Origin of the sequence: Symmachiella dynata, from assembly GCF_007747995.1 — a bacterium.
Taxonomy (GTDB): domain Bacteria; phylum Planctomycetota; class Planctomycetia; order Planctomycetales; family Planctomycetaceae; genus Symmachiella; species Symmachiella dynata.
The window spans coordinates 5,206,235-5,230,837 of record NZ_CP036276.1 but is presented as its reverse complement, the minus strand read 5'-3'; the positions used below and the strand labels follow the sequence as shown (position 1 = coordinate 5,230,837).

14 protein-coding genes and 1 riboswitch are annotated in these 24,603 nt (G+C 56.7%); of the genes, 7 read left to right on the top strand and 7 right to left on the bottom strand.

The annotated features are described in order from the left end of the window. Nucleotides 1-283: 283 nt before the first annotated feature. The gene (locus Mal52_RS19795) at nt 284-1,762 is read left to right on the top strand and encodes an aspartate aminotransferase family protein (RefSeq protein ID WP_145378252.1); all 1,479 of its coding nucleotides are present in this window, start codon (nt 284-286) and stop codon (nt 1,760-1,762) included. Between the two features lie 53 nt (nt 1,763-1,815). On the opposite strand, the gene Mal52_RS19790 is transcribed toward Mal52_RS19795, so the two are convergent. After that, on the bottom strand, nt 1,816-3,336 hold the full coding sequence (locus Mal52_RS19790) for a glycoside hydrolase family protein (protein ID WP_145378251.1): 1,521 nt from the start codon (nt 3,334-3,336) through the stop codon (nt 1,816-1,818). 252 nt (nt 3,337-3,588) lie between these two features. On the opposite strand from Mal52_RS19790, the gene Mal52_RS19785 reads away from it, so the two are divergent. The 4 genes from Mal52_RS19785 (at nt 3,589) to Mal52_RS19770 (ending at nt 7,799) form a co-directional block, all read left to right on the top strand. Next, the gene (locus tag Mal52_RS19785) at nt 3,589-4,944 is read left to right on the top strand and encodes a carbon-nitrogen hydrolase family protein (protein ID WP_145378250.1); all 1,356 of its coding nucleotides are present in this window, start codon (nt 3,589-3,591) and stop codon (nt 4,942-4,944) included. Between the two features lie 88 nt (nt 4,945-5,032). Continuing rightward, entirely contained in the window at nt 5,033-6,154 is a 1,122-nt protein-coding gene (locus Mal52_RS19780) for a serine hydrolase domain-containing protein (RefSeq protein WP_197534344.1), read from the top strand. Between the two features lie 36 nt (nt 6,155-6,190). Continuing rightward, nucleotides 6,191-6,877: a class I SAM-dependent methyltransferase gene (locus tag Mal52_RS19775; RefSeq protein WP_145378246.1), complete on the top strand. Its 687-nt coding sequence runs from the start codon at nt 6,191-6,193 to the stop codon at nt 6,875-6,877. A 124-nt stretch (nt 6,878-7,001) separates the two neighbouring features. Beyond that, complete coding sequence (locus Mal52_RS19770; protein WP_145378244.1) at nt 7,002-7,799, top strand: transglutaminase domain-containing protein; 798 nt, start codon at nt 7,002-7,004, stop codon at nt 7,797-7,799. A 24-nt stretch (nt 7,800-7,823) separates the two neighbouring features. On the opposite strand, the gene Mal52_RS19765 is transcribed toward Mal52_RS19770, so the two are convergent. The 5 genes from Mal52_RS19765 to Mal52_RS19745 form a co-directional block, all read right to left on the bottom strand. Further along, nucleotides 7,824-12,923, bottom strand: a complete 5,100-nt coding sequence (locus Mal52_RS19765) for a PKD domain-containing protein (protein WP_145378242.1) — start codon at nt 12,921-12,923, stop codon at nt 7,824-7,826. Between the two features lie 68 nt (nt 12,924-12,991). Continuing rightward, nucleotides 12,992-13,069: riboswitch (cyclic di-GMP riboswitch) on the bottom strand. 392 nt (nt 13,070-13,461) lie between these two features. Continuing rightward, nucleotides 13,462-14,751 carry a type III PLP-dependent enzyme domain-containing protein gene (locus Mal52_RS19760; RefSeq protein WP_145378240.1) on the bottom strand — a complete coding sequence of 430 codons (1,290 nt, stop codon included), beginning with the start codon at nt 14,749-14,751 and terminating at the stop codon, nt 13,462-13,464. Nucleotides 14,752-14,777: 26 nt separating this feature from the next. Further along, a complete protein-coding gene (locus tag Mal52_RS19755) occupies nt 14,778-16,469 on the bottom strand; it encodes a hypothetical protein (protein ID WP_145378237.1) in 1,692 nt (563 codons plus the stop codon). After that, complete coding sequence (locus tag Mal52_RS19750; protein ID WP_197534343.1) at nt 16,441-17,685, bottom strand: sugar-transfer associated ATP-grasp domain-containing protein; 1,245 nt, start codon at nt 17,683-17,685, stop codon at nt 16,441-16,443. Before Mal52_RS19750 ends, Mal52_RS19755 begins: the two co-directional genes overlap by 29 nt. Nucleotides 17,686-17,878: 193 nt before the next feature. After that, the gene (locus tag Mal52_RS19745; protein WP_145378233.1) at nt 17,879-18,601 is read right to left on the bottom strand and encodes a CAAX prenyl protease-related protein; all 723 of its coding nucleotides are present in this window, start codon (nt 18,599-18,601) and stop codon (nt 17,879-17,881) included. Nucleotides 18,602-18,888: 287 nt separating this feature from the next. On the opposite strand from Mal52_RS19745, the gene Mal52_RS19740 reads away from it, so the two are divergent. Beyond that, nucleotides 18,889-20,685, top strand: a complete 1,797-nt coding sequence (locus tag Mal52_RS19740) for an arylsulfatase (protein ID WP_145378231.1) — start codon at nt 18,889-18,891, stop codon at nt 20,683-20,685. Nucleotides 20,686-20,687: 2 nt separating this feature from the next. Here the strand turns inward: Mal52_RS19740 and Mal52_RS19735 are convergent, their stop codons facing one another. Beyond that, nucleotides 20,688-21,182 (bottom strand): response regulator, encoded by a 495-nt coding sequence (locus Mal52_RS19735; RefSeq protein ID WP_231961921.1) that lies wholly within the window; start codon nt 21,180-21,182, stop codon nt 20,688-20,690. Between the two features lie 594 nt (nt 21,183-21,776). Here Mal52_RS19735 and ppdK point away from each other — a divergent pair. After that, nucleotides 21,777-24,524: a pyruvate, phosphate dikinase gene (gene ppdK, locus Mal52_RS19730; RefSeq protein WP_145378229.1), complete on the top strand. Its 2,748-nt coding sequence runs from the start codon at nt 21,777-21,779 to the stop codon at nt 24,522-24,524. Nucleotides 24,525-24,603 lie beyond the last annotated feature (79 nt).

Here is a 24,603-nt window from a genome sequence, read left to right as displayed (position 1 = left end):
TGGTCGTTGACCGAATGGAAGGGGCATTGTAGCAAACGCCGGGCGTTTGTGGATGCATACGGTTGCGGTTCGCGGGCAATATCTGCAAGGGCGCTCAGCGATGGAGTTCGCCTTGCGGTGTGCGATCGCGCTGTTGAGACTCACAGTCTGGCCGAGTCTCCTCCCATAGCGACGTTTTCTAGATTTCGTTAAAACTGAATAGGTGGGAAGATGTTCACAAGCAGACGCGCTGGGACTGCCGCCGACCGGGACGATTGGCGAATGTCCAGGGGGAGAATTTCGCATGACAACTGTGGCATCCACGACTGATCAATTTGTGTCGGAGTTTTCGATCTCCCGTTGGTGCGATACCGCGGATGTCCTGGCGCGGTTGGACGCGTTGCTTAAGCAGCCGATACGTCCGATTCGCCCTGAGAATATGTCGCAGGTGTTGTCATATTTTGACACGCACTGCCGGCAATCGAAATTGGTGGCTACAGCGGCAGAGCATGTCATTCCCGGTGGCGTGCAACACAACTTGGCGTTCAACTATCCACACCCCTTAGCCATCCGTGCCGCCGATGGGGCGTACCTGAGCGACCTGGATGGCAATCGCTACATCGATTTTTTGCAGGCGGGTGGAGCGACGCTGCTAGGGGCGAATTATCGGCCGGTTCGCGAACGCGTTCAAGCCGTGCTGGCCGAATGCGGTCCAGTGACCGGCCTGTTGCACGAGTATGAAGTCAAACTGGCCGAGTTGGTTTGTCGGCATGTTCCGTCGGTCGAGATGTTTCGCATGCTCGGTTCGGGGACCGAAGCGGTGATGGCCGCCATTCGTTTGGCGCGTGCGCATACCGGCCGGAAGTGGATTGTCAAAATGGGGGGCGGATACCACGGATGGTCGGACCAAATGGTGTATGGAATTCGCGTGCCGGGCACAGGGCGGATGGATGCGGCGGGCATTCCGCGGTCGGCGGCGGCGCGGATTCAGGAGGGTTTTCCGCACGACCTCCATGCGCTGCGCAGACGTCTGCAACTCAATCGATTGCGAGGCGGAACAGCGGCGGTGATTGTCGAGCCGTTTGGCCCCGAGAGCGGCACGCGGCCGGTCACTGCGGAATTCAACGGCGAGCTGCGGACATTGTGCGACGAATTTGAGGTGCTGCTTATTTTTGACGAGGTCGTCACCGGGTTTCGCACGGGGCTTTCGGGCGCGCAAGGTTACTTCGACGTGCGGCCCGATCTGACCGTGTTTGGCAAATGTCTGACCGGTGGATATCCCATGTCAGGAGGCGTGGGCGGACAGCGCGATATCATGATGAACCTCGCCGGGGGGCTGGGCGGCAGTCAAAAAAAGGTACTCGTTGGCGGAACACTCTCGGCCAATCCGCTGTCATGTGTCGCCGGCTATTATTCGATCCTCGAGATGGAAAAAACTCAAGCCGCGCAGCACGCCGGCCGCGCCGGGGATCGACTGTGCGCGGGTTTGACGGAAATCATCGACCGCTTGGGACTGCCGTATGTCGCCTACAACCAGGGATCGATCGTCCACTTGCAGACATCCGGCGTGATGCTGATGGACGCCCGGAATCCGTTCAAATTGATAAAGCTGGTCCGGGAAGCGGAGTCGCGCAAACGGTCGATGGAAGAATTCGGCGCGGCGTATTGCGCGCACGGTTTGATCACCTTGGCCGGGAGCCGGCTGTATACGTCGTTGGCCGATACGGACGAGGTGATCGACGAAGCGCTGAATCGCTTCGAGGATGTTTTGAAGTTGGCGTAATGATCCTTCGTTGTGAAACGTTGAACTCCCAAGTCCGCAGCGACCTCCCACAATCACGGTTGGTCGCCGTCTGTGAATTGAAACGAGTACAGGTCCCCGTCCATGAGTTCAAGGTGCAACCGTACCGGCTTGCCGGCGAGAGAACTCACATCGGCACCGTTTTTCCAACTCGCCACCTGCACTGTGGAGTCGCCAAAGAGCTCCGCCGATTCGTCCAGGGTAAAACCAGGAATCGGCGTGCCGTCGGCGTTTTGAAGTTCAACTTTCAAACTACCGGCGGCGGAGGTGGCGTAGTTCAGTATCAATTGTGAGCCGGTGAAAGTCAGCGGTTTGGTCGTCATTTGCCCGCCCGCGTACGGGGCATTCAGCGAGACGAAGCCGTCGAGGCGAATAGTGTAGCGGCGGATGCGGCGGGATTTATTGCGCCAGGCTCCTTCATCGAAGTGCATGGAGATTTCATTTGGCAGCCCTGGGTGTTCGGATTTCGTTTCGAACAGCCCGTAGCTTTGATAGTTGTCGCCATAGATCCAACGCCCCTCGGCTTCCGGGCCGGGGCGGAGGAACGCTTCGTCCCAGCGTTTGAAATCCAACCCATCACGGCTGGACATGAACAACCCGTCGGTAAGATCCGTTCCGCAACGTTCGTAAACCTTGATCAGTTGCTTACGCAGATCCAACGGCGGGAGTTGTTGCACGTGCTCGGTGAGCGGGCGGGCGACGTAGCGGGTGGGGAAGCCGACGAGGATGTGTGGCGCGCGATAGTAGGGCAGGATTTGATTTGTGTACATCTGTTGCGGCGGCGAACCGGGGTACTCCAACCCGACCGGCTCGCTCCAGTTTGCAAAGTCTTTGGAATGACACACGCCGATCAGCCGCAAGCCTTTGAATTTTGCTTCACTGAAAAAGCGGACGTACATCGTGTAGCGGTTATGAATCGGGTCCCAGAAGGCGGTGTTGTGCGAATCAAACGCCCCCTTGGTGACGACCGGTCCGTCGCTGAGCCGCTCCCAATGAATCCCATCAGCCGATTGAAACGTCCACAGCCCTTTGCTGGTGACGGTGCCGCCGATGGCCTTGTAGCGTTGCTCGGGGGGGCAGTTGGGATTGGTGTCTTTGAACGGCGCAAAGTTATGCGCTTCGGGTGAGCCCATCCAGATGATGTTGTTGTCGTCGTCGACTCCCGGCCATTTATGAATTCCGAGATTCGGTTTTGTCCAGTGGATGCCGTCATCGCTTTCGGCATAGCAGACCGCCTCGGATTGCGCCTGACGCAACGGCGGTTTGTCGATCAGGTATTTATGACCGCGATAATACATGCGGTAGATGTCGCCATCCTGAAAGACGGTCGGATATCCGCTGGCGTTGCCTTCCCAGACTTGGTCGAAGGTGATAGCGATCTCGCGTGGCTGGGGGTGATGCAGTTTGAGTTGTGCTTTCCCATCCAGTGAATCAATCAACGCGCGATCCACCAACGGCTCGCGGCGCGAACCGATATCAACCGGTTCTTCAGCGTGCGCAGTTGTGATGGTGATGAAAGAGACGCAAGCAGCGACGCACAGAAAACAACGAAACATAGGTCAAATTCCAACTGAAGGATTCGTGAGGAGTCGATGTTGATGCAAACCGCGCGAGCCCAGAGCGGCGCTGGCGATTATTGTAACATCACGCGTGCGAGAAATACTTCTCCGTGGCAGAATTCTTTGGATTGTCGAAAACCGAAACCGTCATGGAACGTCCGGCAAGATTCGGCTATTCTCAAGAAATACGAAACCGACAGCCACGCTCGCGCTGAAAACCTCGCCTGAACTTCTTACAGGAAAACGACGATGCATTGCAGATTAGCCGTGGGATTGCTCGGAGCGTTGTTACTGACCACCGGATCTCTTTCGGCAGCGGATGATGCAATTCCAGACGGGTGGGCGGCGAAATCGCCGCGCGAGGAAATTCGCCCCGCGTTTTCGTATCTGGCTGAAGGAGGACCAAGCGGCAAGGGCAGTTTTGTGATTACCGCCGATCAGCGCAAAGGTTTGTTCGGTTGGTGGGAAACCACACGAGACGTCACCGGCGGCGAATATTACGAATTCTCTGCACGGTTTCAGGTGGATGGCATCGAGAATCCCCGGCGAGCGATTGTGGCCCGCGTGTTGTGGCAAAATTCACAAGGCCGCCCGGTTAAGCACGATGTGATTTCAACAGCCTCCTACAATCCCGGCACGCGTCCCCGCGCCGAACCGGAATATCCTCCCAATCGCAGCACCGACGAAAACGGTTGGACGACCGTCTCAGCCGTGTATCGTACTCCGAGTGAAGCGACGCAAGCGGTGATCGAGTTGTCCTACCGCTGGGCGCCTCAAGGCCGCGTGGAATGGTCCGACGTGCAGCTCACACCAACAACAGCGCCGAAACCGCGCAAGGTGCGACTGGCAACTGTGCACTACCAGCCCAAAGAGGGCACGACCAGTGCCCAGAAGTGCCAACTGTTTCAGCCGTTGATTGAAAAGGCGGCGCAGCAAGACGTCGATCTGGTCGTCTTGCCCGAAACGCTGACCTTCTATGGGACCGGCGGCACCTATGCCGACAGTGCGGAACCGATTCCCGGCCCGTCGACGAAATACTTTGGAAAACTGGCCAAGCAACATGATCTGTACATTGTGGCGGGCCTGATGGAACGTGACGAGCATCTTGTCTACAACGTCGCCGTGTTGATTGGTCCCGATGGCAAAGTGGTTGGCAAATACCGCAAGGTGACATTGCCCCGCGGTGAGATCGAAGGTGGGATCACGCCGGGTGACGACTATCCGGTCTTCGACACGCGCTTCGGCAAAGTGGGCATGATGGTCTGTTACGACGGATTTTTCCCGGAAGTCGCCCGCGAGTTGAGCAATCGCGGGGCCGAGGTGATTGCCTGGCCGGTCTGGGGTTGCAACCCGATGTTAGGCGCCGCCCGCGCCTGTGAAAACCATGTCTATGTGATCAGCAGCACCTACACCGACGTCGCCGCCAACTGGATGGTCTCGGCCGTCTACGGCCAAGACGGCAAGCTGCTAGCGCAGGGCAAGGAGTGGGGCAGCGTCGCCGTCGCCGAAGTCGACCTCAATCAACCGCTGCTGTGGCACAGCCTGGGAGACTTCAAAGCCCAAATCGCCCCCCACCGCCCCCCGGTGGAACCGGCGAAGCCTTGAAGGTGGTTGGAAGTAGCGAAAAATGTCCCCGATGAAAGCGGTATGCCCTTCACCATGCATGCCTAATATCTCTGTGAAAAGAACACTCATGATGCTGAACTGTTTGCGAAGAACTGCCTTGTCGTTTGCCGTGATTGCGCTGCTGTTTTTGTTCATTTTGCCATTGCAGGCACGGGAACTCAATAACCGCCAGCAGCAAATGATTCGGCAGGCGATGCTGAAAGAGCTGAAGAAGCAAGGAGCAGTTGGTGTGGCGGTCGGGTATCTGCAGAATGGGCAGGTCGTCCATGCCGAGGGCTACGGCTATGCGGACCTCGCTAACAAACAACAGCTCTCCAAGTCGACGGTCATGAACTGGGCTTCCAACTCCAAACCGGTGATGGCCATTTTGGCCCTGCAATTGATCGAAAAAGGCCAACTCGACCTCGGCGCCGATATTCATGACTACCTGCCAAACTATCCACCGACGACATCACGAATCACAACACGGCAATTGCTTTGTCACCAAAGTGGAATCCCACACTACAAGAATGGTCCTGTTGTGGGGACGCCTCGAAAATTTCGCGAGCAACTGCCTTATCTCGATCCGGTCAATGCACTCCACAAGTTCGACAAGTCGCCACTCCTGTTTCAACCAGGGGCGAAATATTCGTATTCTTCCTACGCCTACGTCTTGCTATCTGCCGTGGTGCAGGCAGCCGGCAAAGAGCCGATTGATCAACAATTGGAGAAGCGAATCATTCAGCCGCTGCGTCTCACGAGCTTCGAGTTGGATGTGCCGGAGTCGAATAACCGCAATTGGTCCGTCGGCTATTATCGGAATTCAAACGGCCAGGTCCTGCCGGCCCCTGAAGAAGCACATTACTGGAAGCATGGCGCGGGCGGTTACAAATCGAACATTCGTGATTTCGCGCGGTGGGCACAGGCCGTGATGAACGATGAATTGATTTCAGCCAGGACCCGCAAACTCATGTGGACCGCGCAGCGGACGAACAATGGTCAAGCAACAAAAAAGGGATTGGGAGTAACCGTCGAGGTCCAAAATAGGCAACCCAAGATTTCTCACAACGGATCACAAACAGAAGCCCGCAGCCGGATGGTGCTTTACCCGTCTTCCAGGAATGGCGTTGTGATTCTCTGCAACAGCAACCATGCCAACCCAGGCCGGTTCTCAACAGCCGTCTATAGGGCGCTCCGCGCAGCTCGATAACTCCCCGATCCAGAAACTAACGATGATCCAAGCCGCATGCCCATTCCCCCCACCGACACAGAATTGCAGTTTGTGAAACAGACAACCTGCCCCCTGTGCGCTGCGGCAGGCATTGTGCCCTGGCATACCGATGCGTTTCGCGAATACTTGCGGTGCGAGAATTGTGAGTTGATCTTCGTCCCGCCCCTTTACCATCTCTCGCGCGCAGAGGAGAAGGCGGAGTATGATTTGCATCAGAACTCGCCGGAGGACGAGGGTTATCGGCGGTTTCTCAGCCGCGTTTTTGAACCAATTCATGCCAGGGTCGCCGAGGCGAGCAGCGGACTCGATTTTGGATCCGGGCCGGGGCCGACGCTGTCGGTGATGTTCGAGGAAGCGGGGCATACGATGGCGATTTATGACCCCCAATATGCCGCTGACAACGCTCCGCTGGCAGAGCAATACGAATTTGTCACCGCCAGCGAAGTCGTCGAACACTTTTGCCGGCCGGCAGTCGATTTGGCGCGGATTTGGAGCTGCGTAAAGCCGGGCGGGCTGTTGGGGATTATGACCAAACTGTCGCTCGACCAAGCCGCATTCGCCGGCTGGCATTACAAAGACGACCCGACCCATGTCAGCTTCTTTTGCCGAGAGACCTTTCGCTGGCTAGCTAGGCAATGGAATGCGGAATTGGAGTTTGTCGGGAATGACGTGGTATTGATAACGGCCGGAGCAGTTGCCTAACGATTTCGTGCACGTTTTTTAAGCACCGGTGCTGCGAGAGAGGGGCTTGTCGAGTGAGCGCATTGCTCCCTACAATCCTGCGTCCTGCCCTCCATTGCCCCTGCTCTATAACAAAGATCAAATCATGTGGTTGCGCGCATCTTGTTTGCTCGAATTCGACTTTCCGGTGGCGACACCATTTTTGTTGATGCTCCGGCCCCGCAGCGGGACGCAGCAGTGGATCGCCCGCGAAGAGTACCTGCTTTCCCCCAGCGTGCCGGCGGTCGAGTTTACCGACCCGTTTGGGAACCTGTGCCAACGGTTGGTGGGGCCATCTGGTCCCTTTTCGATTCGTACAACCGCCGATATTGAATCGGCCGAGGAGTCCGATGCCGCTCCGGGGGCTCCGTTTGTCGAAGTGCAAGACTTGCCGGACTCGACATTGCCCTTCTTGTTACCCAGTCGATATTGCGAGTCCGATCGCTTCGCAGAAATGGCGTCAAAGATCGTGGCGGGGCATTGGGCCGGATACGATCAGTGCCAGGCCATCGTCGATTACATACGCACGACGATCCAATACGCGCCGGGGGCGGGGCAACAGATCATTAGCGCCTGCGAAGTGAATGAAAATTCACAAGCCGTCTGCCGGGATATGGCGCACCTGGGCATCGCTCTTTGTCGTGCACTATCAATCCCGGCCCGTATGGTGGTCGGTTATCTAGCGACGCTGCAGCCGATGGATCTGCATGCTTGGTTTGAGGCCTACGTCGGCGGCAGGTGGTATACCTTTGACCCGACGCAGCAAAGCTTGCACGGCGGCCGTGTGGCCATCGCCTATGGCCGAGATGCGGCCGATGTGGCCGTATACACCCAATTCGGCGATCCCGTGGAGCTATTGCGTATGGAGGTGCGCGTCGAACAACTCACCTCGCCCCCCGCTTGAAGCGACGTACGACGGTGAGTTCGTTTAGTGGACAGCTTTGCCATATTCCGCGAAGAATAATTCTCTGGGATCAATTTCGTTGGACTGTGACGCCGAGAAGAGCGGCTGATAGTTTGTTGACGACTCAGCCGCCATGGCCCAATGTTCCCAACTTGGCGGTGTTACATCACTCTGAAATGCAGCCACGTTATTGCTGGTTTGCTGCACCTCACCGGGTTTGAATTTGACATAGACTTCATTGCTGTATCCGGAGAAGAGGTCGAATTGCCCATCTCCATCCACATCGGCCACTGCACGGACGCGATACAAGTACCGACCATCGCTGGGAACCGTGTCAGTAAAGCTGGTTGCATTGGGCCCAGTTGTACCAACCGTCACCCACTCAGAAGTATAACGCACGCTGTAAGATGTCGTGACCCGTTCGATGACAAAGGCGGTTTCGCCGGTCGAATTGTCCTGCCATTGCACTTGTAATTGTGCGCCGCTCTTACCAGTGATGACTAAATTGCTGGGAGACGCAATGTTCTGCCCCGCCAAAACCGAAACGGCCACCGCGTTGGACTGGTAGCTACCATCTTCGTCACTAGCCGTCGCAGAGATCGTATACTGTCCGCCACCGTTGTAGACGTGTGTGGCAGAGGAAGGATCGCCGTTGATGGTTTGGATCGTGCCGTCACCCCAGTTGATTGTCCAGCCGGTGATCGTGTCAGCACCGGGATCGGTGGAAGAGAGGTCCAGCGTGTAGTTCTCGCCTTCACCGATCGAACTGTCGCCGGAAATGTTCAACGTAGCGTCGACGTTGTTCACCGTGACGGCCAGTGCGTTGGCGGAAAATGTGCCGGCCGCGTTGGTTGCCGTCGCTTGGATCGTGAAGGCAGCAGAGCCGTCGGCGTAGACATGGCTGGTGGAATTGGGATTACCATTGATGGTTTCGATCGTGCCATCCCCCCAGTTGATGGTCCACTGCGTAATCGTATCGGCCCCACTGCCGTCGGCATTGAGTGTCAGGTTGTAGGTCGAACCTTCTGCGGTGCTTCCCGAGCCGGAGATACTCAATTGCGGAGCCGCTCCAATCACGCTGAGACCGAATGAGTTGGATTGATACGTACCATCTTCATCGCTGGCCGTCGCTGAAATCGTAAACTGTCCACCAGCCCCGTAAACGTGTGTAACGGTAGAGGGATCACTGTTGATCGTTTGAATCGTGCCGTCACCCCAGTTGATCGTCCAACTGCTGATCGTATCCGCACCGGGGTCAGTGGAGGAGAGATTCAGCGTGTAGGTTTCACCTTCCCCAACCGCACTGAAGCCGGAGATGTTCAAATCAGCGGCGACATTGTTCACAGTCACAGCCAGGTTATTTGCGGAAACTGTGCCGGCGCCGTTGGTGGCGGTCGCTTGGATTATGAAGGCGGCGGAGCCGTCGGCGTAGACATGACTGGCGGAGTTGGGATTACCGTTGATGGTTTCAATCGTGCCGTCACCCCAGTTAATCGTCCACTGCGTGATCGTATCGGCGCCACTGCCATCAGCATTGAGCGTCAGGTTGTAAGTCGAGCCTTCTGCCGTATTTCCTGAGCCGGAGATACTCAATTGCGGGGCGACTTCGTGGACATTGACCGCCACGGCGTTGGACTGGTAGCTGCCATCTTCGTCGCTAGCGGTGGCGGAGATGGCATATTGTCCGCTGCCCGCATAAACGTGCGTCGCGTAGGTCGGATCGCCGTTAATGGTCTGGACCGTGCCGTCGCCCCAATTGATTGTCCAACTGGTGATTGTATCCGCTCCGGGGTCAGTGGAGGAGAGGTTCAGCGTGTAGGTTTCGCCCTCGTCGATCGAACTGTTTCCGGCAATATTGAGCGTCGCGTCGACGTTATTCACCGTAACGGCCAGCGTGTTGGCGGAGAATGTGCCGGTCGCGTTGGTAGCAGTCGCTTGGATCGTGTAAGCGGCAGTCCCATCGGCGTAGACATGACTGGCGGAGTTAGGATTGCCATTGATGGTCTCGACCGTGCCATCTCCCCAATTGATCGTCCAGTTTTGGATCGTATCCGCGCCACTGCCATCAGCATTGAGTGTTAGGTTGTAGGAGGAGCCTTCCGCTGTGTTTCCCGCGCCGGAGATATTCAATTGAGGGACTTCTTGCTGCACCTCACCGGGTTTGAATTTGACATAGACTTCATTGCTGTATCCGGAGAAGAGGTCGGATTGCCCATCTCCATCCACATCGGCCACCGCACGAACGCGATACAAGTACCGCCCCGCGCTGGGGACCGTATCGGTAAAGCTGGTCGTGTTGGCCTCTGTTGTACCAACGGTCACCCACTCGGATGTATAACGCACGCTTGATGTCGTCGTGACCCGCTCGATGACAAATGCGGTTTCGCCGGTCGAATTGTCCTGCCATTGCACTTGTAATTGTGCGCCGCTCTTACCAGTGATGACTAAATTGCTGGGAGACGCAATGTTCTGCCCCGCCAAAACGTTAACGGCCACCGCGTTGGACTGGTAGCTACCATCTTCGTCACTAGCGGTGGCAGAGATCGCATATTGACCGCCACCGGTGTAGACGTGCGTGGCGGAGGAGGGATCACCGTTAATCGTCTCAATCGTGCCGTCACCCCAATTGATCGTCCAACTGGTGATTGTGTCCGCACCGGGATCTGTGGAGGACAGGTCCAGCGTGTAGGTTTCACCCTCGTCGACCGAACTGTCGCCGGAAATGTTCAACGTCGCAGCGACGTTGTTCACCGTGACGCCCAGGTTGTTGGCGGAAAAAGTGCCAGCCGCGTTGGTGGCGGTGGCTTGGATCGTGTAAGCGGCAGTACCGTCGGCGTAAACATGACTGGCCGAGTTGGGATTGCCGTTGACGGTTTCGATCGTGCCATCGCCCCAGTTAATCGTCCACTGCGTAATCGTATCGGCACCACTGCCATCAGCATTGAGCGTCAGGTTGTAAGACGAACCTTCTGCCGTATTTCCCGTGCCGGAGATGCTTAATTGCGGAGCCGCTTCGAGGACATTGACCGCCACGGCATTGGACTGATAACTGCCGTCCTCGTCACTAGCAGTGGCAGAGATCGCATATTGACCGCTACCTGCATAAACGTGTGTCGCGTACGTCGGATCACCGTTGATGGTCTGGATCGTGCCATCACCCCAATTGATCGTCCAACTGCTAATTGTATCCGCCCCGGGGTCGGTATCAGCAAGGCTTAGCGTATAAGTATTGCCTTCGGCAACCGAGCTGTTTCCTGAAATGTTCAACGTGGCGTCGACGTTGTTCACCGTGACGGCCAGTGCGTTGGCGGAAAAAGTGCCGGCCGCGTTTGTGGCGGTGGCTTGGATCGTGAAGGCGGCAGTGCCGTCGGCGTAGACATGGCTGGTGGAGTTGGGATTGCCGTTGATCGTCTGGATCGTGCCGTCGCCCCAGTTAATGGTCCACTGCGTGATCGTCGCTGCGCCACTGCCGTCGGCCGAGAGACCCAGAACGTAGGTTGAACCCTCTGCCACAATGCTCGAACCGGATATCGCTAATTCCGGTGCGGGATCGAATACGTCGACGGTCAGCGTATTGGATTGGTAGGTGCCTGCAGCGTCGGTGGCGGTTGCGGAAATACTGAACGCATTCGGACCCTCGGCATAAATGTGGGTGACGGTATTGGGGTTTCCATTGATGGTCTGAATGTTGCCATCGCCCCAATTGATGGTCCAACGACTGATGGTTGAGGATTGGGTGTTGGTTTCGCTGAGGTTCAATGTGTACAACCCACCCGCAGCAACCGAAGTATTTCCTGCAATGAAGATTTCATTCGTCGCAGTGGATTCGCTGCGGGTTGCCGAAACGGTGTATTGTCCTACTGAGCCATATTCGCCTGTGCTGCGGACGACTAGCACATAATCACCGGCTGCGACATCGGTCGAAATGACGGCTCCATAACTTCCCGATGGATCGGCAGTGGCGATCAGTTGTCCGGACGCGGTCCGCAATTCGATGACGGAGTCCAAGTTTGCACCGACTTCAGCGACATTGACGGACAAGTCCACTTGTCCCCCGGTCGTCGAAAAGGAGAAAGCGTCTTCATCGCTCATGCGTTCGATGATGCCCGATGCAGTCGCATTATTGCCGGCGAAGGATAAGGTCGTTGCCGAGTTGATGTTGCCATGATCGTCGGTCCGATAACCAAAGCCGTTCGTCGCACGTGCAATGACCGCCATGTCGTCTTGGTATGTATTGGCCGACGTTGTCGTCCCGTCGTGCCAGGTAGTCCGCGCTTTGTAATACGAAACCCCCATGATCGGCGCCCAGTCGCCGCTGCCTGGATTGTATTCGTTGGTCTTGGTGCCGTTGTCATAAGTGCTTTGATGTCTCAGCCCGAACCCATGCCCCGCTTCATGCGATGATGCCTCGGCGATGTATTTGGCGTTTTTGGCCAGATTGTCGGGGAACACGTAGACCGTGTTCACGATGGAGTTGGTGAACGTGTTGATATAGGCCACGCCACCCGCACCGCTGCTGTACCAACTACTGTTGCCGCCAATGGCCACTCGTAGGGCATTTCCGTTGCTGAAGTCGCCGGGATCAATCGTGGTGACGTCGATGTTAAAAGGGGCATAGTCCTCAGAGACGCGTTGCCAGATTTCGGTGATCGAATTGATTTCGGCGGTACTGAACGAGCTGTAATCTCCATCCAGGCTAAAGGCCGGCGTTGTGATATTGCTATAGGAGCCCCAATTGGATTCGAAGTGTCCGTCAAAATCCAGATACAATTTCACTGATGCGTTGGAATTGCTGGAGAGCAACGGCAGACTTTCCAGCGGGAATTGTTCTCCGTCTCCTGATTCCTCAGAGGTCGAGTTCAATTCGAGGGTGTTCAGTTCGTTGAGGTATCCAGCGCCGCAGCAACCACAGCCGCATAACTGAGGGTGACCTGTGTTATTGTCCTCTTCGATTCCGCCATTCAACTCGAGGTTGCCGGACATAACGAGCCGGCTTTCCAGCGTCTCGAACTTTAGCGAATCGGTGGAGCGAGAATTGCGTGGCCGAGGTTGCTTGGGAAGTGCGCAGCCGATCAGGCGCGAGAACAGCGTGGAGATGTCCGCTTCAGGGGGTTGCGTGGACATGGAAGTTGATCGTGCGCGGAAAAGCATTGCTGCATTCCTCCAAACTGGTTTGAGTTGGGATCGACCTTTTCGGGAACCTGGCAATCTCTGGAGCGAGACCCATGGCTTTGCGTCCCCGCCTCACGACGGGTTTGCCTTTATCGAAGGCTCTGGAGGAGTTGCAGCAGCCCGCGGTATTTATGACAGCAGCGCGTTACCCAAAAGTGGCAACACGCTGTTGCTATTCAAAGGTGTCTCATGAATGACATCGTGTCAAAGAGAACCCGCTGATGCTGCTCGGAATAATTAGACAGAGAATTGCGGCGAAAGGATTGCACCCGCCGTGTATGTTGTCTGGCCCAACAACAACTGGTTTAGCAGGACTCTCACTCCTCAAAACGTGTGGGGATCGATCTCGTTTTGGTTGTCTGCTTGCCCCTGGACGAATAGGGGGTTTCCGAAAGGGGTGTTAGTTAACCAGACTTTCTGGATTGAGTCAAGTACGGAAGAAAACATGGAATAGAGCACAATACTCAGGCCAACGATTTCAACCGTGCTCTCAGATCTGTTCACCATGACCCCAATACCGCACAATATCCTCCGGCGATTCGGCCGGACGCAGGACTTGCATGGTATCCAGGCGATCAGGTTCATAACCGATGACCGCTGGAATGCCGCGGCTGCAATGCCGGGACCACATGCTCAGCGTATAGGCGCCGACGTCGCGGATCACGATCCAATCGCCTGCTTCGATTGGCGGAAGTTGCACGTCACGAGCGACGATGTCGCCGCCGAAACAGAGTGGTCCCACGATTGTCACCGGACGCGTCTCACCGGTTTTGGGAAAGCCTTGTGCATCCAACACAAAAAATTCATGCGGCCAATCCTCTGGGCGATAGACGGGGCGTAGCAAGAAGTCCGCGCCGAGGTGGATCACGGCCATCTGTTGTGCGGGTTTGTAGTATTCCACTCGGCTGGCAGCGAATCCGCAATTGGCTTGGACCGCGCGGCCGAATTCGGTGATGCGTTGTAGGTCAGGGGACAACACGTCCGGTGCGCGCTTGCGGATCTCAGCGACGTATTCGGCCGGCGTGGGGGCAGTCAAATCAGATTGGTACACCGTTGGCAAACCACCACCAATGTCGAGATGCGTGACTACTTGGCCGCTGTGCTGTTCGATTTCTTTTCGCAACGTATCGGCGATCGTAATGGCGTCGGTCAATAGCCCCATGGCACAACCTTGCGATCCGACATGGATGTGCAGGCCGCGGAGCCATGCGTGGCTCGCAAATGCCTCCAAAATCGCCGCCCGATTTGTGGAGAGCGGAATGCCAAATTTGGAGTCGGTGTTGGCAACACTAGTCAGTGAGATCGTACCGCCGCCAACTTGAGGATTGACCCGCAAGCCGACCACGGAGTTCGAGGCACGCGTCTGCAGTTCGGTGGCGATCCGATGAAGTTCCTCGAAGTTATCGACGTTCAGATAAATTCCCGCGTTCAAGGCTTGGCGGATCTCCGCCGTCGTTTTTGCAGGCGAATCAAAGATCACCCGTTGCGGCGGGCATCCGGCGGCGAGGGCCAGTTGGACCTCTTCAATACTGGCCGCTTCCAACCCACAGCCTTCTTGAACAACTGCGCGGAGGATCTCCAACACCGGATTGGCTTTTATGGCAATCGCGTGCAACGTGTTGGGGGGGAATGCCGATTTTAGTTCGGCCAACCTCGACTGCATGAGATGCAGGTTGTGAAAGATGGCGGACGGCGCGTCAGTGAGCGGGCCGTGCAATTGCGCGGATTGCACCACAGCGGCCGCTTCGTCCAATGAAATTCGGCGACCGAAGGCATCCATCCGTCCGCTTTCAAATACTCAGGCACTCATTTTAAGTTGGCGGCAGGCAGTTTGAGCGGTAACTCCACGCCAGGATTGAAAATCACCGAATCGGCGTCAGCTTCCACTCCAACAAGGCATTCCACCTTGCGTCGCAGATTCATAATTTGCTGCTGCAACCAAGTCAAGCGTTGGTCGAAAGTACGTCCCAAGCGTGCGTCGGTCGCCACACGGACGACCAACTCTCCACCAATCGCGACCCGTAGTATATATCCGGCAGTACCGAGGTTGACCGGTTGTCCGATATGGAAACATTGCGAAGTAACCTCCGTATCCCAGTCGGGATACAGAAGGGAGATGTCGCGATTCAAGTTGTGATGTAGCCGTGCGAGGTCCGTTTTCTCTAGAGCATTTCGTTCACCCGGCGGAGTGATCCAAAAGCCGACAACGGTTGTTCGCGCTTCGAGTGGACGGTCGACTTCTTCGTCGTGCGGTGCCGGAGTGGTTGGCAGTAGTTTAAATACGGAGGACGCACCGAGGATCTGAGGGGCCTGGGTTTCGAAGCAGTTCAGCACCCAGTCCCGCGTCAATTCCGGCACGGCGTAGTAGGCATCGATCTCCGCCAGCGCGGCTGTCCAGCGGAGCACGATGCCGAGGTTGGATTTCTTAGGCAGCGCGTTGCGGATAGCGGTCCAACGTTCGGGCATTTCAGCGGCGGAAAAATAATCGCCGAATCCCTGCGGAAGTTGGCCGAGTGATTGGATGGTTTCGTCGAACGTGTGTGGGATGAGCAGCGCCCCGGAGAAGGGGGGGCCGCCGTAGAATTTGGATCCCGTAAAAATCACCAAATAGCCGCGGTCCAACGCGTCGCGTAATCCCGCGCGGCTGATGCGTCCTTGAGCGGCATCGATGACGACCACTAAGTCGGGAAAGGCCGCTCGCAACCGTTCGACGCAGGCGAAGCTGGGGGCGAAGACACCGGTTTTACTGTGGGCAACAATGTGCAAGAGCACGACCGTATCATCGTTGCTGGAATCGACGACCAGTTGGGTGACTTCGGCGTTGATTTCTGATTCTTCCAACTGTCGTCCGCCGGCGCCGCGAATGTCGACGGTTTTTACGGTGACCCGCGACGCGAGTTCGGCGTCAATCGGCGTTCCGCGTGTCTTGCTGCGGCCGTTGGGCGTTTGATTGTCATAGTGACAACATCCGGCGGCCAACGGTGTTCCGCTGCCGACTTCGCCCGGGCCAACAACGATGTTGACGATCTGTTTCTTGGAATTGCCACCCGCCAATGCGACAGCGAGAAACTCGACATCGGTGCCCGAAGGGGCCAATGCAATGTCGACGTCGGCGTTCAACTCAAGCAATTCAGCAAGCCGTGTGCGGATCGATTGTGCGCACTGGGCGACAGCCGTGTCGAAATCATCTTGTCCCTGCAGGATACGCAATGTCCGCATCGCTTTCGCGTATCCGCGGAGCGAAGTGGAAGAACTCGTGCACGATCCAAATGGAACGACGGACCGTGGTTGCGGTCCGCATCCATATTTATTGAGCCGTTCCCCGCCCAGCAGGTTGAGACGGTTGTCGCCGCCGGAAACCAGAAGCTCTTCCAGCGGCGCTTTGGTATTCGGATGCATGAGTACTTCTTTGGTGCAATGCAAATCTAAGTAAGACGTCCGTTTCCAGTCGCGGTTGGTTTCCGTGGTTTCACGCACTGTGCGTCGTGGTCGGTTCACTCTCCGTTTCGCCGCTGCGTTGTGCGTTCATGTTCAACTGCGAGAGATTGGCCCACAGCTTTTTGCGTGAGCGGCGTTTGGCGGACTTGGCGTTTTCTTTGCGTTGCAGCATGGCCTTGTTCAGGAAGTCCAAGTAACGGCCTTGCAGCAATCCGGTATCGAAACAGAGTTGTTCCATGATCGAATCGCCGCCGTCGCCTTCCAGTTCAATCAGCACGGGGCCTTGATCGGTCAGCGCCACATCCCAACCTTGCAGGTGGCACGAGGGAACCGCCGCTGCGCCTCGCATGACGAGATCTTTCATCGCATCCCATTCGGGGAATGTCAGACCGTCGAATTTGGTGCCGGTCACCGGATGTTCCTCGACTGGTTCGGTGCCTTCAGCCGTTCGCATCAACACCCGCGTGACGTCGCCCGTCTCGACATCGACGCCACCCAGCATGTTGCCGGCGCGCCAAAAGTTGTCGGCCACTGTTTCGGCGCCCGGGATTTTCCAAGCAGCTCGCAACAACACCGGACCTTGCTCGTCCACCAGCACGAACATACGCACCGTGCTGATGCGGTTTCCGACGATGTCGGCCATCTGAGGGTGTGGCGTGAGTCGTGATTGGAACAAGTAGCCATCGGCCGCGAATTGTTCAGCTTGATCGGCGAAATCTTCGACCGAGACCTGCCGTCCGTCGCTGGTCAACAGGCAATCAGCGTCGGCGTCGTAGGATTCGATATTGGCCACGCCCAAACTACAGGCACCGGCGGTTGGTTTTGTGAACAGTGGATAGTTGGCTTCTTCGCGGAGAAATCGCAGTACGTCTTCACGACTGAACAGCGGTTTCGCTCCCGGAAAAGTCCGAGCGGCGTGCCGCATGGCTTGTGTTTCGGGGATCGGCAATTCGTGGCCCCGCAACAGCGCCGTTAAAGTCGGCTTGTCGTTGGCGATTTTGGGCCAGGGCATGTCGAGAGCGGCGAGCAATTCGTGGTGCCGCTGAGCGCCCAAGAAGGTTTTTTTGACATCGGCCCCATAACGCTGATCGTCGTAGAGCTTGTACATAAAGTATTCGTTCGGCTGCAACTTGCCCGGTCCCCACATCAGGCCGGCGATTTCGCGAACCAGTCCACCCAGGCCTTTGCCTTGCACGGTCGCCTCTTGCATCCAGCGTAGGTATTCCAAGCCGGGAGTTTCGGTTTTTTGATCCAATGCAAAATCGGTATTCGCCATCTCTAGATTCCTCATTATTCGGAGCTTCTGCGTTCAGACATTCAACTCTACTTTGCAATATCACGTTGCGTCGGGAAAACGCGTGATGCCGTTTCGCAACGTGGCCACCAAGGAGGGGTGGGGGGGAGTGTGCCGGTTGTGCCGACCACAGCCTGGTGCTTGATCGAGAAACCAGTAGACCGCAGCGATCGGATTACCAGAGCGCCCAGGAGCCAGTGGCGAGGATATAGACCCCGAGCAACAGATTCGTCACCGCATGCGCAGTGATACAGGCCCAGAGGTTTTTAGTCCGGTACAACACCCAGTTGATGCCGGCGCACCAAATGGCGGCGGCTAGGAGTTCCGGGTGCGCTAATGTAAAGAGCACGACCACGGCGGAAAAACTCCAAGGGGTGAACGTGCCGACCGGGACCGATTCGAAGTCATCTTTGACCAGATACCGAATCAAAAACCCGCGCCAGAAAACCTCTTCCATCAACGGCACGACCAGCGCCAAGCCGCACAGACGGACAGCGATGAACGCCCAGGCGCCGCCGGTCGAGGTAATAGCCGTGAACGGGTCGTAGCCGATGCGCTCAGCGGAATACAGCCAACTCGGCAGGATGTCAGCAATATGTCGTTCAAGATTGAGGTTCCACAGCCCAATCCAAACAATAACACCAACAATGCCCGCCAGGATGCCCCAGCCAAGGCCGGCGGTCGAAGGGGCAGGGTAGCGACGACGGAAATAGCACCAACAGCCCAGTACGATGGCGATCTTGGCGGTGTAAACGAATGGATAATACGGTTTGAGCGGTTCCCAACCCTCCGCGGCACCGAGTACCATGAACAGCACAAACGGGAGCACATACGCCAAAATCGGACTGGAGCCGGAAGCAGAGGGGGCAAGATCCCTGTTTTCGTCAGGAGTGGACATGGCGTGGCATTCTCGGAGTGGGGAGCGGATTTCGCCCAATTCTAGCACATCAATGGGCTCATGCCGGTGACGCTGTTTCAAATACCAATAACATCCGCTGGGCCTGCAGGGATACGGGATCGAATTGCGGTGGAGACTCCCCTCAGCGTCGGTTTCCGTGTAACGTAAATACTGTCGATGTTCGTCGAATCCGAAGCTCCGGCTGTGCCGGACGAAACCGTGTTCATATGAAGTCCAATTCGTAACGGCCGGTAAAACCGGCACTATGTCACTGGAGAGTATCTGGTATGAGAGCGTTCCTAATCTTGGTCGGGTTGTGCGGTCTGGTTGGATTCGTGGATGCGGCGACCGTTGCGGCGGCGGATCGGCCGAATGTGATTCTGATCATGACCGACGATCAGGGGTACGGCGACTTGGGGGCAACGGGCAATCCGTTGATTCGCACGCCGAATATCGATGCGATGGCCAAACGCAGTGCGCAGATGGAGCGGTTTTATGTCTCGCCGGTCTGCGCCCCAACGCGAGCCTGCTTGATGACGGGCCGCTACAACTACCGCACGCGGGCGATCGATACTTACATTGGGCGGGCGATGATGGAGACCGATGAGGTGACGATTGCCGAAATGCTCGGCGCCGCCGGATACGCGACAGGCATCTTCGGCAAATGGCATTTGGGAGACAACTATCCGATCCGCGCGATGGACCAGGGATTTCAGGAATCATTCGTGATCCGTGGCGGTGGGATTGGGCAACCCTCTGATCCCCCAGGCGGCGAAGGCAAATACACCGATCCGATACTGTTTCACAACGGCCAAGAGGCGCCGCAAACAGGGTATTGCACCGACCTCTATTTCGACGCAGCAATGAATTGGATCGAGACGCAACATGATTCCCGTACTCCGTTTTTCGCTTACATTCCGACCAACGCACCCCACGGACCGTTTGATGACGTCCCGGAAACGGAGTACGCGCAGTACAAGAAAGTCGACCTAGGGAACGACCAATTTCCGCAGGAGACGGGACACCGTTTGCCGAAAAAAGCGAACCAAGACAAACGAGCGCGGATATTTGCGATGATCAGCAATGTCGATGCGAATGTTGGCCGCTTGTTTGAAAAACTGGACGCGCTCAAGATCACCGACAATACAGTGGTGATTTTCATGGTCGACAACGGCCCCAACGGCATGCGTTATGTCGCTGGGATGCGGGGCATGAAATCACGCGTCCATGAAGGGGGCGTCCGCTCGCCGTTTTATGTGCATTGGCCGGCGCGGTTGAAAGCGGGGCAAAGCTCCGACCGCATTGCGGCACATATCGATGTGTTACCAACGTTGCTGGACGCCTGTGAGGTCCCGGTGCCCGAGGGAGTCCAACTGGATGGGCGGAGCGTTTTGCCGTTGTTGGAAGGCAAAGCAGACGATTGGCCTGATCGCACGATTTATATTCAGGCACATCGCGGGGATGTCCCGGTCCGCTTTCATAATTTTGTCGCCATCAATCAAGATTGGACGCTATTAAACGATTCTGGTTTCGGCCGCGAAAAATTGCCGCGGCCTCCGAAGTTTGAATTGTATGACATGACGGCCGATCCACTGCAAATGCACAACGTTGTTGCCGAGCAGGCTGATGTCGCCAAGCAAATGCGGCAGGCATATGAAACCTGGTTCGACGATGTTAGTAGCACGCGTGAGGACAACTATGCTCCGCCGCGCATTTATCTCGGTACGCCGCACGAAAACCCAGTGGTCCTCACCCGCCAAGATTGGCGGCGCACCAGTCGTGACAGCGGTTGGCAACCCGATTCACGCGGCTACTGGGAATTGTTCGTAGCGACAGCAGGGCGTTACGACGTGACCGTGACCTATAAGCCGCGTGCATATAAAGAGACGTTGTCGTTAAAAATGGGGGGCAAAACCTTAACGGCCGATGTGGCGGCGGATTCCACGGAGCACACGTTTCGTGACGTGGAGCTGACCGCCGGGGACGCGCGGTTGACACTCGACTTGGTGCGCGTTGGAAAACGTGAAGCGGTCCGTGGGCCGTGGCAGGTCTCGGTCAGCAAACAGGCTGAAACGACAAAGTAGCGTCAGTCAACGGCAGGCTCAGCCGGCAGAATCATGTCTTTCTGCCAATAGCGGGCGAGTTCCTTGACCAGTTTTCGGAACTTTTTCAGATTCAGCGGTTTGGTCATGTAGCTCTGAACTTGCAGTTCTTCGCTGCGTTGGATGTCGATGGCGTTGGTCGAGGCGGTCATGACCACGACGGGGATCTGTTTCAATTCCTCGTCATGTTTGATCTCCGTCAGGACCTCGCGGCCGTCTTTTTTGGGCAAGCCGAGATCAAGCAGAATCAAGTCGGGGCGGGGAGCGCGGGAGAACTTGCCGCGTTGGTAGAGGAATTCGATCGCCTCTTCGCCGTCGGTCACCCAGGTGAGTCGGTGTTGAACGGCCCCTTTTTTCAGTGCGCCGAACGCAATCCGCGCAAAGGTGAGGCTGTCCTCCACCAAGAGGATTTCCATGGGCCTGCCGACCGTGTTCTGGTCCATTGCACCACCTGCGTCGCCGAAATTGACAACTCTCATCCAGAGTCGTTAATCGGGTGTCGCCCGTTCTCGCCTGAAAATGTTTCGTACCACCCGCCAAATCGCTTTTGACACCGGTTCACTCACCATTATTGTACCCAACTCCGTGGACATGTCATCCCGAAAAATAGCAGAACATGTGCGGCGATTTGGATCGTTCGTCCGATTTTTCACCCTGACGGGGTATTTTCTTGCCAGTGATGACAACCAATCGGGCGTGACACTGGTTGGTACAGGAAAGAAATTCCGGCTGTGAGCCGAGGGTTTCGGAGCCATCGGGTCGGGGCGGGTGGGTTGACGGTCGGCGGCGGCGATGATAGGTTTCTGTCTGCTTCAGGGGAAATTGCGCCGGAGGTCCGGTTTCAACCAGAACGGCTGCAGACAGGACCTTTTTCGCGCAACCCACGACCTGCCGACGAACCAGGTGAGCGTGCGGGTTGTGCGAGGGCCTTTGACCGGTACTCGTCCCCCAATAAGGGCTTGCGCCCACCGGGATTCGCGTGGGGACAGAGACGCCGACGGAATCACTAACAACCTCTATTTTCGTTCCGCTCAGATTAGAATCGCGCGGAGCCATATCAAGGAACGTTTGGAATGACGACTGCAACAGCGACGAAATACGTGTTTTCGTTTGGTGACGGTAAAGCCGATGGCGGCGCCACCATGAAAAATGAGTTGGGTGGCAAAGGTGCCAACTTGGCCGAAATGACCAGCATCGGTCTGCCGGTTCCGGCTGGATTCACAATCTCGACCGGTGTCTGTACTTACTACTACGACAACGGCGAAACCTATCCCGAACAACTGCGCGATGATGTGGCTGCTGCTCTGGAGAAAATTGAAAAAGCCATGGGGGCCAAATTCGGCTGCACCGAAAATCCCTTGCTGCTTTCCTGCCGTAGTGGTGCCCGCGAATCGATGCCGGGCATGATGGACACGGTGCTCAATATCGGACTGAACGACACGACCGTTGCCGCCTTGGCCAAAAAGTCGGGCAACGAACAATTCGCCTGGGACAGCTATCGCCGCTTTGTGCAAATGTACGGCGACGTCGTCTTGGAAATGAAGACGCTGGACAAAAAGGAAATCGACCCGTTCGAACACCTGCTGGAAGCCAAAAAAGAGGCCGAAGGGGTCGAGTTTGATTCCGGTTTGAGCGCTGCGGGCTTGAAGGAATTGGTTAAGGAATTCAAAGCGGCCATCAAAGAGCGAACCGGAAACGACTTTCCGGATGAACCGCTCGACCAACTGTGGGGCGCCATCGGAGCTGTCTTCTCCAGTTGGATGAATGACCGGGCGATGGTCTATCGCCGCCAATACGGTATTCCGCACGAATGGGGCACAGCCGTCAACGTGCAGGCGATGGTGTTCGGTAACCTGAGCGAAGACAGCGCTTCGGGTGTCGGGCTGACCCGCGACTGCTCGCTGGGAGATCCTGGATTCCGCGGCGACTATCTGATCAACGCTCAAGGCGAAGACGTGGTGGCTGGAATCCGGTCGACCAAACGGGTCGAAGAAAGCCTGCACGACGATATGCCTGAGGCCTTTGACCGGTTGAACGAAATCGGCAAAATCCTCGAGAAACACTACAAAGACGTGCAGGACATCGAGTTCACCGTCCAACATGGCAAAGTCTGGATGCTGCAGACACGTAACGCCAAGCGGACCGGTTTTGCCGCTGTGCGGATCGCGGTCGACTTGGTGAATGAAGGCCTGATCGATCCGAAGGAAGCACTGAATCCGCGGCGGATTCCGGCCGACGACCTCAACCAACTGTTGCAGCCGATTTTCGATCCCGATGCCAAAGCAGCGGCAGACGCTGAAGGTCGCTTGCTGACCAAAGGCATCAACGCCGGTCCCGGTGCGACCTACGGCAAGATCTGCTTCCACGCCGAAGATGCGGAAGCCCAATACAATGCCGACAACGACGTGCAGTTGATTCTTGTCCGCCGCGAAACCAGCCCAGAAGACTTGCGGGGCATGCAAGCGGCCAAGGGCATTCTGACCGCCTTCGGGGGAGCCAGTTCCCACGCCGCACTGGTGAGCCGGCAAATGGGTAAGGTCTGCATCGTGGGTGCCACGGAATTGGACATCGACTACCAAGCTGGAACCATGTCGGTGGGAGACAAGACCTTCAATGAAGGGGACTACATCAGCATCGACGGATTCACCGGCGAAGTCTTCGAAGGGAGTGTCACGACCAAACCGAGCGAAGTCTTGGACGTGGTCATCCACAAGGCGGGTGACCCGGAAAAATCAGAGACCTACAAGCGATACGCTCAGTTGATGGAGTGGGTCGACGAGCACCGCACGTTGAATGTGCGCACCAACGCGGACAGCCCGGACCAAGCCGCCGAAGCGATTGCCTTCGGAGCCGAAGGAATTGGACTGTGCCGGACCGAGCACATGTTCTTCCACCATGTCGATGAAATCCGGGAGATGATTCTCGCCGAGACCAAGGAAGTCCGTCAAAAGGCGATCGACAAGTTGTTGCCATACCAACGCAGCGACTTCGAGGGGCTGTTCCGGGCCATGGAAGGGCGGCCGGTGACGGTTCGCTTGCTCGATCCGCCGCTGCACGAATTCCTCTCAGAGCGGCATTTGGAAGAAGACCCGGCCTTGGCTGGACAATTGGCCAAGATGACCGGCAAATCCGAAGAAGAGATCCACCGCCGCGTCGAAGGGCTGCATGAGTCGAACCCGATGCTGGGTCACCGGGGATGCCGCCTGGGCATCGTTTACCCGGAAATCACAGCCATGCAAGCACGTGCCATCATGGAAGCCGCCTGTGCGGTGAAAAAAGAAGGCATTGACGTCCATCCGGAAATCATGATTCCGCTCGTCGGATTCTTGGCCGAATTCAAGGACCAAGAGAAGATCGTGCGGGCACAAGCCGAAGCCGTGATGGCCGAAACCGGCCAAAAGGTCGAATACCTGGTTGGAACGATGATCGAAGTCCCACGAGCCGCCGTCTGTGCCGATCAAATCGCCACAGGTGCGGAATTCTTCAGCTTCGGAACCAACGACCTGACGCAGACCGCCCTGGGAATCAGCCGGGACGACTACGGCGGATTTATTGGCTACTACCGCGAACACGACATTGTCCCCAACGATCCGTTCCAGACGATCGACTTCGACGGTGTGGGGGGCTTGATGAAAATTGGTGTCGAAGGGGGCCGCAGCTCGCGCAAGGATCTCAAAATCGGGATTTGCGGCGAACATGGCGGCGACCCGGCCAGCGTCAAGTTCTGCCATAGTATCGGGTTGAACTACGTCAGCTGTTCGCCGTTCCGCGTGCCGATTGCCCGTTTGGCAGCGGCCCAAGCTGCGGTTTCGCAGGGGTGACGGGCAAAAAATGCCGCGAATTGATCGAATTCACACGGGTGGGGAGCCATGGCAACTCACCCGTGTTTTTCGCACTTTT